A 12959-nucleotide genomic window follows, 5' to 3' on the forward strand; every position below is an offset into this window, starting at 1 on the left:
GTTCTTTGATGCCGGAAACGGCCCGGATTCGAGCCGCCCTTAGCCTTCTATGCGCGAAAAGTCCGCAACTTTGTGCACCGCAGCACGGAATTGATCAAGCAGCGCAAGCCGACTTGCACGTTTGTTAGCGTCCGCATCATTGACGATGACGCTTTCGAAGAACGCATCAATCGGCCCGCGCAACGTGGCCAAAGCCGCCATCGCGCCCGCGAAATCCTCTGCCGCCACAGCATCCTGCGCCTGCGGAGCCGCCACCGCCAGCGCATCCACCAGCGCCTGCTCGGCAGGTTCGCGGACGTAGTTCTGTTCGGGATGCGAGAATTGTGCAGCGACACCCTTCAGCGCCGGATCATCGACCATCGCCAGCGGGTCTTCTTCACCCGTCGGCGGGACGATGCCCTCGCCCTCCGACCCAGCGTTGGGGTTGGCGGTGAAGCCTTCCTTCTTGAGGATATTGGCGGCGCGCTTGTAGCCCGCGAGCAGGTTGGTGCCGTCCTCGGTGCCGACAAAGGCTTGCAGCGCATGGACGCGCGCGAGCAGGCGGACAAGATCGTCCTCCCCACCGAGCGCGAACACGGCGTCGATCAGGTCATGACGGACGCCCGCTTCACGTTGCTGGACTTTGAGGCGGTCGGCCAGAAAAGTCGGAAGCTCTTGGCAAGCTCTTATGAAGCTTTCGAACATGCCGATGAGGACTTCGTTCGAACGATTGCCTTCTACCGACTTCTTTCGGAAATCGTCGAAGAACTCGATAATGCCGGACGGCCTCAGGCTTAGTACCGTGTCTCGCCACTTGTCGAGGAATTGCGCCATAGACGTGGCATTTGCCGACCGCTGGGGAAAAACCATACCCGCAAAAACCAAGACAGCGACGACGCGCACAACCGAAATGCGAATGCCATTAGCCTGCAACAGTGCGAGAACTGCGATTGCCGCTCGCCTGAGGGCAAAAGGATCCTTCGAACCGGTAGGCTTCTCATCGATTGAGAAAAACGCGCCCAACGTATCCAGCTTATCCGCCAGCGCCACGGCCACCGTCACCGGCGCAGTCGGCACATCATCGCCCTGTCCGACCGGCTTGTAGTGATCGCGGATGGCGTCGGCCACGGCGTCGGGGAGGCCTTCGGCGCGGGCGTAGTAGCCGCCCATCAGGCCTTGCAGTTCGGGGAACTCTCCGACCATTTCGGTGACGAGATCGGCCTTGCACAGGCGCGCGGCGAGTTCGGCCTGGTCTGCCAGTTCTTCTTTCGTCACCCCCGCGAAGGCGGGGGTCCAGTCTGGCGTAGCGCTTGCTGAATTCCCGCCTTCGCGGGAATGACGAATGTTTGAGATTTCGGGCTTTACGATGCCCTCTTCAACCAGCCACCGCGCCAGCTTGGCCACGCGCTCAACCTTGTCGGCCACGGTGCCAAGCTTCTCGTGGAAGGTAATCCGCCCCAGCTTTTCGGCATGGACCGAAAGCGGCTTCTTCTTGTCCTGCTCCCAGAAAAACCGCGCGTCTGAAAGCCGTGCGGCCAGCACCTTGCGGTTGCCATCAACAATCGCCGCGCCGCCGTCCTTCGCCTCGATATTGGCAGTGCAGACGAAGGCGTTTGCCAGCTTGCCGCCCGCATCGCGGCAAATGAAATACTTCTGGTTCACGCGCGCGGTAAGCTGGATCACCTCCGGCGGCACATCCAGAAACGCCTCGTCGAAGCGGCCCAGCAGCGGCACCGGCCATTCGGTGAGGCCAGCGTTCTCGATCACCAGCCCTTCGTCTTCAACCAGCACAAGGCCCACCACTTCCGCCGCAGCCTTGGCCTTGTCACGCACCAGCGCTTCACGCTCCACATGATCGACGATCACATGGCAGGCGCGCAGCTTTTCGGCATAGTCATGCGCGCTGCCGATGGTGATTTCACCGGGGCAATGGAACCGGTGCCCGCGGGTGGCATAGCCCGATTTCACGCCACCGATTTCACATTCCACAAGATCTTCGCCAAGGATCGCCACGATGCCGGACAGCGGGCGGACCCAGCGCAGCGATTCCGTGGAGAGCGAAGCCGCGCCCCAGCGCTGGCTCTTGGGCCAGGGAAACGCGCGGATGATCGCCGGGATCGCCTCGGCCAGCACGTCCTTTGTCGCCCGGCCCGGCTTTTCGGTCACGGCGAACCACACGCCATCGCGCTCGGTCAACTGGTCCTTGGTCAGGCCGGTCTTGCGCAGGAACCCTTCAAGCGCCTGTTCCGGCGCAGAAGTCTTCGGCCCCTTGGTCTCTTCAGACACGGCTTCCGTCGCGCGCGGCAGGTCGCGCGCGATCAGCGCAAGGCGGCGCGGCGTGGACCACACCGTCACCTCGCCCGCTTTCAGCCCAGCGGCGTCAAGCGCCTTGCGAAACAGCTTTTCCAGATCGGCGCGCGCGCCAGCCTGCATCCGGGCCGGGATTTCCTCGCTGCGGAGTTCGAGAAGGAAATCGGTCACTTGCTCCACTCCGGGTACTTGGCCGCCCACTGATCGGCGTTCTTTTCCATGAACTTTTCGCACGAACCCCGCGCCAGATCGCGCACGCGGCCCATGTAGCTGGCGCGTTCCTGCACGCTGATTACGCCGCGCGCCTGCAGCAGGTTGAACAGGTGGCTGGCTTCGATCGCCTGCTCATAGGCGGCAATCGGCACGCCTGCTTCCAACGACCGCACGCATTCGGCCTCGGCCCGGCGGAAGCCTTCGAACAGGCTATCGGTATCGGCGACTTCAAAGTTCCATTTGGACATCTGCTTCTCGTTTTCGAGAAACACATCGCCATAGGTCACGCCGTGATTGTTGAAGGCGAGATCATAGACGTTGTCGACGCCCTGAATGTACATCGCCAGACGCTCCAACCCATAGGTCAGCTCGCCCGCCACCGGCTTGCAATCGAACCCGCCCATCTGCTGGAAATAGGTGAACTGGGTGACTTCCATCCCATCGCACCACACTTCCCAGCCAAGGCCCCATGCGCCGAGCGTGGGCGATTCCCAATCGTCTTCCACGAAGCGGATATCGTGCACCAGCGGATCGATGCCAATTTCGACCAGCGATTGCAGATACAGCTCCTGCAGGTTCTCCGGCGAAGGCTTCAGGATCACCTGATACTGATAGTAATGCTGCAACCGGTTCGGGTTTTCGCCATAGCGGCCATCGGTGGGGCGGCGGCAGGGCTGCACGAAAGCGGCGTTCCACGGCTCTGGCCCCAGTGCGCGCAGCGTGGTGGCGGTGTGAAACGTGCCCGCCCCCATGCGCATGTCATAAGGCTGCAGGATCAGGCAGCCCTGCTCGCTCCAGAAAGCATGAAGGCGCAGGATCATGTCCTGCAGGCTGAGAGGCTTTTGCGTGGGTTCGGCCATAATGCCGGGGCTTTGGCCGATGAGCGCGGCCAAATCAACCTGCTCGCCCTGCCAAAGCGGCAATTCCTTCATTTCCTCGCAAGACCTTTGCGGGCACAAGGCAGGCGATGAAACACGCCCTTCGCACCCTCGTATCCGCCGTCGCACTTGTCGGCTTCGCCTTCACAGGGCCGCTCAATGCCCGCGCCCCGGCTGCCAAGCCCGCTGCCGCCGCGCCAGCACCCGCACCGAAGGCGATCAAGCCCGCGCTGTGGAAAGTGTCTGACGAGGACACCACGATTTATCTTTTCGGCACCATCCACGCCTTGCCCAAAGGTCTCGTCTGGCTGGATGGTCCCGTTGCCACCGCGCTTGACGCATCGTCGGAACTGCTGACCGAGATCCCCGAAGTCCCGCCAGCGCAACAGCAGAAAGCTGTCATGGCCATCGGTTTGCTCCAAGGCGAAACGCTGCGCTCGCTGATGGGCGACGCCGACCGCGAGGCCTATGAAGCGCTGCTTGCCCGGCTCAAAATCCCGCCGCAGGCCTTCGATGCGCTGGAACCGTGGCTGGCAGGGATCACGCTCGGCGTCATGCCTTATGCAATGGCCGGCTATACGCAGGCCGATGGCGTCGAAGCGGTGCTGCGCAAGGCCGCGCTGGCCAAGGGCAAGAGCCTCGGCGCGTTGGAGACGGTGGACTATCAGCTTGGCCTGTTCGACCAGTTGCCGCGCGAAACGCAATTGCGCTTCCTCAATCAGGCCGTGCGCGATTTTGACCGTGGCACCGGCCTGATCGGCGTAATGACCGAGGAATGGGGGTCGGGCGATCCCGACGGCATCGGCAAGCTCCTGAACGAGAACATGGACGATCCGGGCCTTGCCGAAAGCCTGCTTTACCAGCGCAATCGCAACTGGGCAGCATGGGTGCGTCAGCGTCTGCAACAGCCGGGCACGGTCTTCGTTGCGGTGGGCGCGGGCCATCTGGCCGGGCCGGGCAGCGTGCAGGATGCGCTGAAAGCCCAAGGCGTTGAAACCGCGCGCGTGCAATGACGATGCTGCGCCGCCTTCTCCTTGCCGTGATTCCGGCGCTGCTGCTGGGCATGGCGCTAAGTTGGTTCAACCGCGATCAGCCACCGCCTGAACCGGCAGGCACCGCCCGTGTGGCGCTGTGGCAGATTGCCGACAGAAGCGGCACCGTGCGCGGATACCTCTTCGGCACCGTCCACGCCCTGCCCCCCAAAACGCAATGGCTGCGCCCGGCCATCACCAATGCACTGGCAGCATCGGACCGGCTCGTGCTGGAAATCGCTGAACCGCTGGACCAGACCGTGGCTGGGGAAGCGCTGGCAGAACTCGCGGGGACCGAAGGCCTGCCCCCTCCGTCAGAGCGGGTTGGCCCGAATCTGAAAGCCGATCTGGCCAAAGTCTACAAGAAGCTCGGCCTGACAGATGCCGATTTCGTGGACACCGAAAGCTGGGCCGTGGCGCTGCAACTGGCCGCGATTGCCGGGCAAAAGGCCGGTGCCGATCCCGAAAGCGGATCAGAACCCGTGCTGCGCCGTCTGGCGGAGGGCAAGCCTGTGGCCGGATTCGAAACGATCCAGAGCCAGTTCGCAGTGTTCGATGCCCTCCCCCCACGCGAACAGAAAGTGCTGTTGCAGGAAGTCACGATCGAAGCCGCCAGCAACGATGACGAAGAAGCCGCCATGATCGCCATGTGGCTGCGCGGCGATGACCTTGGCATCGCGCGCGAAGCAAACGAAGGCTTTCTGGCTGACGCAGGCCTGCACGCCGCCCTGCTGACCAACCGCAACCGTGCGTGGGCCGACCAGCTTGACGCCATGCTGAACGGCGGGGCGAAACCCTTTGTCGCTGTGGGCGCCGCGCATCTGGCTGGGTCCGACAGCCTGCAACGCCTGATGATGGCGCGCGGGTGGGAGATCAAACGGGTGCCTTAGCTTCCCCCTCCGTCAGCGCTGCGCGCTGCCACCTCCCCATTTGCACTTCGTGGAAACGGGGAGGAATTGAGACACCACAAATCCTCCCCGTTTTTGCAAATGCACAAATGGGGAGGTGCCAGCCGCAACGCGGCTGGCGGAGGGGTAAATGGCTTAGCGGTGCTTCAATCCGCCGGATTGTGCTTGCGCAAGAAGCCCTCAATCGCCCCCAGCAGCGCCTCGCGGTCTGCTGTGCGGGAGAAATAGTGGTCAGCCTGCGGCAGGGAGACGAATTCCACATCCTTGCCCGCCGCCTTCATCTTGCCGAACATGCTTTGCGACTGCGCATGATCGACGGTCAGATCCTTCTTGCCGTGGACCAGCAGCATCGGCGCCTTGATCCGGTCGATGAAATTGATCGGAGATACCGCGGGGAAGTTGGGCGTCATTTTCTGCCACTCTTCCTTATAGCGCTTGCTATAAAGCGCGCCGCCGAAATCGTTCACTTCGCGGCGTAGATTGGCCACCCCGGCGATGGATACCGAACAGCGCCAAAGATCGGCATCGCGCGCCGCCCCCCACATTGCCACGTAGCCGCCATAGCTTGCGCCAACCACGCAGGCGCGCTTTGCATTGGCCATGCCCTGCTTTGCAGCCCACGCCAGCGCGTCGTTCACATCGTCCTGCATAGCAAAGCCCAACTGGCCTTCGCCCTTTTTCAAGAATGCCTCACCATATCCGGTCGATCCCCGGAAATTCGGCTGGATCACCAGATATCCACGACTTGCGATGAACTGCGCCCAGTAATCCCAATCCAGCGTATCGTGCGCCCAAGGGCCACCGTGAGGCATGATCACCACCGGCAGATTCTTCGCCTCACGCCCCGGCGGGGTGGTGACGATGGCCTCGATTTCCAGCCCATCGCGCGCCTTGTAGGTCATCGCCTCGACCTTGGCCGCCTTCTTGCCGTTAGTTTCGCTATTGAGATTGGCGAAAAGGCGCAGACTGCCGTCGGCCATGTCGTAATAATAGAGACGCCCCGCCTCGTTGGCCTTGTCGACGCGCACCAACATGCGCTGGCGGTTCGTGGAAAGGCTGACGATACGCGCGCGCCTGCCGTTCAGGCTCTTTTCGAAAGCCTTCTGCAGTTCGTCGAGAGCTGGGTCGAGCCAATGCAGTGGCTCGCTGCTACGCCCGCCAAGGTAGACGCCGAGAACGTCGTTACCGGCATCGTCATAGCGCACGCCGTCGATATCGACGCCCTCGCCCGCTTCATAAAGCGTCTGCACCGTGTTACCGGTGGCAAGGTCGATTTCCAGCAGAGCATCACGTTTGGGCTTGGCGTCTTTCGGCGCGTCAGCTTCACCGCCGATCGTGCGGATCACCAGCGCCTTTCCTTCAGCTGCGCGCACCAGCACCGGCACTTCCAGACTGTCATAGTCAGCGCGCCCGGCGCGGTCGAACGCTGCGCCTTTCCTGGGCCGGTACAGCAATGATCGCGTGCCACGCTCGCGATCGGTGGCAATCGCCATGCGCACCACACCCGTCGGATCGGCAATCCAGTCCATCACATCGGTGCGGCCTTCAAGATCGGTGGTGCGACGGCCATTCGTGACGTCGACCGAATAGACCGCAGGCCAGAAATCCTTGCCGAGATAGATCGAGTTCTGGGCCGCGATCAGAACCTTTGTCGTGCCATCCGAGGGCACCCACAGCACATCCGAAGCGTCCTGCCCGCCCATATCCCACAGCAGCTTGGTGAACTTGGGGGTAACGCGATTAAACGCGACCACGCGCGAGATATAAGCTCGCTCGCCCGCATCGAACGGACGGATCGCGCGCAAGCGGATCAGAACATTTTCATTGCCCACCCAATGCAAGCTGCTGATCTCGGTATCGTCCGGCAGGATCGCCTGCTTCATGCTGCCCGGCTCGAACGGAGAGACGACGACCACGCGCTGCGAACCGCCAATGGCAAACATGCCTGCGACCCAAAGTCCGTCGGGCGAAAGCTTCGCGCCTTCGACAAACGGCAGTTGTGCAAAAGCCGCAACTGATGGCGGGCCATTGTCCGCCCCACTGGCAGGAACAGTGCTCTGGAGCTTTGATTGCGCTTCTTCCTGCGCGAATGCAGGAGCTGTAACCGCTGCAAGGCACGCACTTGCTGCCATCAGCATTTCCAACGATTTCAGCACGATTCCCCCATGTACGGCGCCCGGCTCAGAGGCTAGAATCGCACGACACGCCAGACAAGTGACGTTCCGCACCCTTTGCGATCAGCCCTGATATTTACTGTCCTACAGCGTCCTGAAATGTCAGGTTCCGTTGATGCGCTACCACACCCCTCCGTCAGCGCTACGCGCTGCCACCTCCCCATTTGCACTTCGTGAAAACGGGGAGGATTCACGATGCCTAAATATCCTCCCCGTTTTTCCGACGGACAAATGGGGAGGTGGCATTCGCGCCAGCGAATGACGGAGGGGCAAACCGGCACCGACCTTTTTCTCCATGAACCGTGTAAACTGTGTAAACCTGTTCAGCCTTGCGCGCGCAAACCTGAACAAAACCACCCTCTACCATTGGGCAGGCCGCACCCCCTTGCCCCTTGCGCTGCAATCGCTAAGGACGACTCAGCAAGACGCAGGATGCGCACGACAGGGAATTGACGATGGCGACTTTCTCGCTTCCGAAGAACTCGAAGATCACCGGCAAGGCTCGCCACCACGCTTCGGCCACGCAAGGCAAGATTCGCAAGTTCAAGGTCTATCGCTACGATCCCGACAGCGGCGAAAATCCGCGTTACGATACGTTCGAGATCGATCTGGACCAGTGCGGCCCGATGGTGCTCGACGCGCTGATCAAGATGAAGGGGGAGCAGGATCCCACCCTCACCTTCCGCCGTTCCTGCCGCGAAGGTATCTGCGGTTCGTGCGCGATGAACATGAACGGCCGCAACGGTCTTGCCTGCACCACCGCCATCGAAGATCTTTCGGGCGAAGTGCGCATCACGCCGCTGCCGCACATGGAAGTGATCAAGGATCTCGTCCCCGATTTCACGCACTTCTACGCGCAATACGCCTCGATCCGTCCGTGGCTGCAAACCGTCAGCCCCACGCCTTCGGGCAAGGAGCGCCTGCAATCGCCCGAACAGCGCGAAAAGCTGGACGGTCTGTACGAATGCATTCTTTGCGCCTGCTGCAGCACCTCGTGCCCCAGCTACTGGTGGAATTCTGACAAGTTCCTCGGCCCGGCAATCCTGCTGCAGGCGTACCGCTGGCTGGCCGACAGCCGTGACGAGATGACCGGTGAGCGGCTTGACGAGCTGGAAGATCCCTTCCGCCTCTATCGCTGCCACACCATCATGAACTGCGCCAACGTGTGCCCCAAGGGCCTCTCGCCCGCACGCGCCATCGCTGAAATCAAGAAGATGCAGGCCGAGCGCCTCGTCTGACCGGAGTGAGCGAACAAGCCTTCCACTACGAACCCGCCGCGGACTATCCCGGCTGGTTCACCTGGAACCTCACCGACGAAACCCGCTTCAACGCCCAGACGATGGGCCGAATGCTCACGCGGGTCGAAGAAGGGGTTGATGGCGTACGGCGCACAAGGCTGCGCATGTTTCCCGAACGCCGCCATTCCAACCTGCTCGATGCGGTTCACGGCGGCGTAACGCTCGCCCTGATCGATATCGCGCTCTTCGCCGCCATGCGCACGCTGCTTTCCGGCGACGCGGCAGGATCGGTTACGCTTGATCTTTCCACCCAGTTCATCGGCGCGGGCCGGATTGGGGAACCGCTTGACGCCGTGGTCGAGGTGCTGCGCGAAACGGGGCGCCTTGTCTTCCTGCGCGGCCTTGCCGTGCAAGGAGACGATACCATCGCCGCATTCAACGGCACGATCCGCAAGCCGACAAAACGATGACCTCGGTCCTTCAGCGCTACAACGAACTGGTCGCAGCAGGCGAATTGCGCCCGGACGCTGAACAGGCCGCCGCAGCCGCGCGGCTTAATGCATTGCAGCAAGAGCTTGAGACGCCGGCACCTTCAACCGGTTTCTTCGGCAAGCTTTTCGGCAACAAGCCCGCTCCTCGCCCGCGCGGCGTTTATATGTGGGGCGGCGTCGGTCGCGGCAAATCGATGCTGATGGACCTGTTTCACGACAACCTGAACATCGCAGCTAAACGTCGCGCCCATTTCCACGAGTTCATGCTCGACGTTCACGCCCGCCTGCGCGAAGAGCGCAAGAAGGAAAGCGGCGATCCGATCCTGCCCGTCGCCGCGGCCATCGCGGCAGAAACGCGGGTGCTCTGCTTTGACGAAATGGTCGTCAACAACAGCGCCGACGCAATGATCATGAGTCGCCTGTTCACCGCGCTGATGGTGGAAGGTGGCGTCACTGTGGTTACGACATCGAACCGCGCGCCGTCAGATCTCTACAAGAACGGGCTGAACCGCGAACACTTCCTGCCCTTCATTGCGCTGGTGCAGGACCGGCTCGACGTGCTGACGCTGAACGGCCCGACCGACTATCGCCTGCAACGTATGCAGGGCGTGGGCACATGGCACGTGCCGATCGGCTCTGGATCGACCGAGAAAGTGCGCGAAGCCTTCTTCAGGCTGACCGACTATCCGCCCGAAGACAGCGCCCACGTGCCAAGCTGCGAACTGGACGTTGGCGGCGGGCGGCTGCTCCATGTTCCCAAAAGCCTGAAAGGCGTGGGCGTGTTCAGCTTCAAGAAGCTGTGCGGCGAGGCGCGAGGCGCGGCAGATTACCTTGCCATCGCGCGGCATTTCCACACAGTGATCGTCGTGGCGATTGCGCGACTTGGCGCAGAACAGCGCAACGAAACCGCGCGCTTCATCACGCTGATCGACGCGCTTTACGAACACAAGGTCAAGCTGATCGCTACGGCAGATGCCGAACCTTCAGACCTTTATGACTGGAGTGGCAAAGGTGACGACGAGGGGCGGTTCATGTTCGACCGCACCGTCAGTCGCCTGATGGAGATGCAGAGCCAGGACTATCTGGCTTTGGGCCACGGCGAGGATTGAGCAGGCAAAGCTGCGGCTTTGCCCTTCCCGATCTGCCCCTGGCCCGGTCAGCAGGCTGATCATTCGCTCGGCCGGTCCAGCAGAGCGAAATCTGGCCATAGGTTAATCACTTAGCATTAACCATAGATCGTTTCGATTCGTACAAACGATTCGCACCGCCAAACCACGATGGGTTTGGCGGTGCGCAATCATTTCGATTGTGGAAATAGCTGATTTCACAAGGAAATCAGCCGATCACCATCAGGTGAACATCCAGCGAAGAATCTCATACATGTTCGTGTCTCCATCCACGATTGGAGACACACAGTTAACACCGAGTTTAATGGTTAACAACTTCTAAAGACTGCCCTTTCGTCGCTGTCCCATTTTGAGATACCATTGATGGAACTCGGCAAAAGGTTGTGGACGGCCAAGGAAATAGCCCTGCCCCACGTCACAGCCGAGCCTTGACAAGGCAAGATATGTTGCCTCGTCCTCAATCCCTTCAGCAACCACCGTTTGGCCCAAAGCGTGCGCAAGCCCGATGGTGGATCGAATGATCTCGCGCTCACGTTGATGTGTCAGAAGGCGCGAAACGAAGCGCCGATCCAGCTTCAGCTCGTCGCTGGGCAAATCGGCAAGATAGGCCAGACTGGCCTCGCCCGTGCCGAAATCATCGATAGACAGGCGGAAACCCATGCTGCGCAGTTGCGACAGATTTTGCACTGCCGCCGGGCGATTGCGCACGCTTGATGTTTCAGTTACCTCGATTGTCAGGAGATGAGGATCAATTCCTCGCCTGCGGACGATCTCGGCAAAGTTCGGCACCAGCGAAGGCTTGTCCACCATCTGCGCCGAAAGGTTAACGCTCATCTGAAAATGCTGGTCGAGACCGGCAATCGCCAGTGCTGCTGTAATCGCTTCATCGACCACCCAATACGTCAAGGCATCGATGCGACCAGCGCGTTCCGCCTGCAAGATAAATGCATCCGGCGCGATCGGGCCACGGGTCGGATGGCTCCACCGGATCAGTGCCTCGGCACCTATGGGCCGGCCTTCGCGCATATCCCACTGGCTCTGGAACGCCAGCCAGATTTCGCCATTGCGCAACCCTTCATCGATACGTGCATGAAGCGACAATTCCCAAGGCGCTTCTGCCAGCCGTTCGGCTTCGAAAAGTTCAACCGAGCGCCCGCTGGCCAAGGCATCGTTGGCGCTGGCGACGGCTGAATTGACGCGCGTGGGCGCATCAATGCCTTCATTGCGATCAAGGCCGAAGTGAATGTTCGTATCGAAGGTATAGCTGCCGATCTGTAGGGGAGCCGAAAACAGCGCGCGCAACCCTTCAAGGTGATTGAGCTGCATTTCGAGCGGACGGGCTTCTTCGGTCCATGCGAAATGACCGCCCTCGCCATTATAGACCGTATCGATGCCAGAGCCGACCGACAGGCGGCGCGCGATCTGACGAGCGCATTCGCCGTGAAGATCTTTGGGCAATGTTGCCAGAATCTCTTCATAACGACCGATAACGGCAACCACGACATCGCATCCGGTGGCCAATGGCCTTGCGCTGAGCGCAAGGAGATTGGGCAATCCGGACGTACTGGTATGCTGAACGCGCCGGACACGCTTTTGCCATATGCGGGCAATGCCATAGATCATGGCGCACAGCGCCGCGCCCCCCATATCGAGGCTCAATCCAAGACGTTGCAACAGCACCGGCAGAACAAAGACGCCTGCAACTGCGCCTGCATAGAGCAGTGCCTTGCGACGGGTGGTTACTGCCCTGCTGCCAAGGTAAATGAGCAGCCAGACCACGATCAGCAGTGGTATGCCATTGAATGAAAGCGCCACAGGCTTCTTCAGCGCATCGGCACCGGCAAGGTCCAGCGCCAAAGGATGCATCCGGCCTTTGCCAAAATAGCCCATTGGCGGCGCAATGCCCGCCGAATTCACGATAACCGTCCGTCCAGTCAAAAGGCCAGGCGGATAGTCTCCCTTCAGGAACTTGCTGGCATTGAGATAGGGAACAGACTCAACATCGAGCAGGAATTCTGGTGCGAATGCGCCCTGCGAACCCTTGCGAACATGGGCGAGCGCCGTCGGGAACGTGGGATAAGATTTCCCGCCGACGTTGATCACATAGTCCGACAGCAGGCCGAATTCGATAAAGTTTGTACGCCAAGCCGATAGCGCAACCGGCGCGCCGCCCAGCTTCTCAGCATTCGGTATATCGAAATCCGCTACTGTGAAGGGCTGATTGATGAAGCCACTTCGTTTGCTGCGAACCACGAAAGTGACATCAGGCTTAAGTTGGCGGATCGCCTCAAGCAGCGCTTTGTCACCTTGAGGATCTTCGCCAAATTTAACGGGACTGTCGACAAACACGCGCTGCGGCATTTGCCCAGCAACGTTTTCGAGAACCGTTGCAAGCTTGCGCGAATCGATTATCGATTTTTCGCTGGCGTTTACACCGCCATCAAAACTCAAGACGATCGTGCTTTGTGACGCTGGGTAGCTGCCCAACTTGTATCGCATATTCGAGAAAACATGATCGATTGGAGACAGCAAATCGCTGGCAAAAGTCAGCAACGCCGGGATCAGCAGCGCGAGATACAGCGGAGAGCGCAGTTTCTTCAGCATGGACCC

At 60.7% G+C, this 12959-nt stretch carries 9 protein-coding genes; 5 read left to right on the forward strand and 4 right to left on the reverse strand.

The genetic code is table 11. The features are described from left to right. Positions 1-39: 39 nt before the first annotated feature. Together glyS and HGI47_RS11625 are read right to left on the reverse strand one after the other, a co-directional pair. Complete coding sequence (gene glyS, locus HGI47_RS11620) at positions 40-2460, reverse strand: glycine--tRNA ligase subunit beta (RefSeq protein ID WP_168852935.1); 2421 nt, start codon at positions 2458-2460, stop codon at positions 40-42. Beyond that, positions 2457-3362, reverse strand: coding sequence for a glycine--tRNA ligase subunit alpha (locus HGI47_RS11625; protein ID WP_168853025.1), 906 nt, complete (start codon positions 3360-3362; stop codon positions 2457-2459). Before HGI47_RS11625 ends, glyS begins: the two co-directional genes overlap by 4 nt. A gap of 107 nt (positions 3363-3469) precedes the next feature. Here HGI47_RS11625 and HGI47_RS11630 point away from each other — a divergent pair, with 107 nt between their 5' ends. Beyond that, the gene (locus HGI47_RS11630) at positions 3470-4393 is read left to right on the forward strand and encodes a TraB/GumN family protein (RefSeq protein ID WP_168852936.1); all 924 of its coding nucleotides are present in this window, start codon (positions 3470-3472) and stop codon (positions 4391-4393) included. Further along, positions 4390-5301, forward strand: coding sequence for a TraB/GumN family protein (locus tag HGI47_RS11635; RefSeq protein ID WP_168852937.1), 912 nt, complete (start codon positions 4390-4392; stop codon positions 5299-5301). The genes HGI47_RS11630 and HGI47_RS11635 overlap by 4 nt, the downstream gene beginning before the upstream one ends. Before the next feature lie 164 nt (positions 5302-5465). Here the strand turns inward: HGI47_RS11635 and HGI47_RS11640 are convergent, their stop codons facing one another. Continuing rightward, a complete protein-coding gene (locus HGI47_RS11640; RefSeq protein ID WP_168852938.1) occupies positions 5466-7451 on the reverse strand; it encodes a S9 family peptidase in 1986 nt (661 codons plus the stop codon). Positions 7452-7948: 497 nt separating this feature from the next. Here HGI47_RS11640 and HGI47_RS11645 point away from each other — a divergent pair, with 497 nt between their 5' ends. The 3 genes from HGI47_RS11645 to zapE are packed head-to-tail and all read left to right on the forward strand — an operon-like array spanning position 7949 to position 10331. Further along, positions 7949-8731 carry a succinate dehydrogenase iron-sulfur subunit gene (locus HGI47_RS11645; protein ID WP_168852939.1) on the forward strand — a complete coding sequence of 261 codons (783 nt, stop codon included), beginning with the start codon at positions 7949-7951 and terminating at the stop codon, positions 8729-8731. 5 nt (positions 8732-8736) lie between these two features. Then, a complete protein-coding gene (locus HGI47_RS11650; protein WP_168852940.1) occupies positions 8737-9201 on the forward strand; it encodes a PaaI family thioesterase in 465 nt (154 codons plus the stop codon). Continuing rightward, entirely contained in the window at positions 9198-10331 is a 1134-nt protein-coding gene (gene zapE / locus HGI47_RS11655) for a cell division protein ZapE (RefSeq protein ID WP_168852941.1), read from the forward strand. The genes HGI47_RS11650 and zapE overlap by 4 nt, the downstream gene beginning before the upstream one ends. 336 nt (positions 10332-10667) lie before the next feature. Here zapE and HGI47_RS22670 read toward each other — a convergent pair whose 3' ends face one another. Beyond that, positions 10668-12953, reverse strand: a complete 2286-nt coding sequence (locus HGI47_RS22670; RefSeq protein WP_240950143.1) for an EAL domain-containing protein — start codon at positions 12951-12953, stop codon at positions 10668-10670. Between the last annotated feature and the right edge of the window lie 6 nt (positions 12954-12959).

It is taken from the genome of Novosphingobium sp. ERN07, from assembly GCF_012641335.1.
Lineage (GTDB): Bacteria > Pseudomonadota > Alphaproteobacteria > Sphingomonadales > Sphingomonadaceae > Novosphingobium.

What these genes read in the sequence shown, in the direction of transcription:
- HGI47_RS11645 (WP_168852939.1), top strand. Translation starts at nt 7,949, where the DNA reads ATGGCGACTTTCTCGCTTCCGAAGAACTCGAAGATCACCGGCAAGGCT.
- HGI47_RS11640 (WP_168852938.1), bottom strand. Translation starts at nt 7,451, where the DNA reads ATGGCAGCAAGTGCGTGCCTTGCAGCGGTTACAGCTCCTGCATTCGCG.
- zapE (WP_168852941.1), top strand. Translation starts at nt 9,198, where the DNA reads ATGACCTCGGTCCTTCAGCGCTACAACGAACTGGTCGCAGCAGGCGAA.
- HGI47_RS11625 (WP_168853025.1), bottom strand. Translation starts at nt 3,362, where the DNA reads ATGGCCGAACCCACGCAAAAGCCTCTCAGCCTGCAGGACATGATCCTG.
- HGI47_RS11635 (WP_168852937.1), top strand. Translation starts at nt 4,390, where the DNA reads ATGACGATGCTGCGCCGCCTTCTCCTTGCCGTGATTCCGGCGCTGCTG.
- HGI47_RS22670 (WP_240950143.1), bottom strand. Translation starts at nt 12,953, where the DNA reads ATGCTGAAGAAACTGCGCTCTCCGCTGTATCTCGCGCTGCTGATCCCG.
- HGI47_RS11630 (WP_168852936.1), top strand. Translation starts at nt 3,470, where the DNA reads ATGAAACACGCCCTTCGCACCCTCGTATCCGCCGTCGCACTTGTCGGC.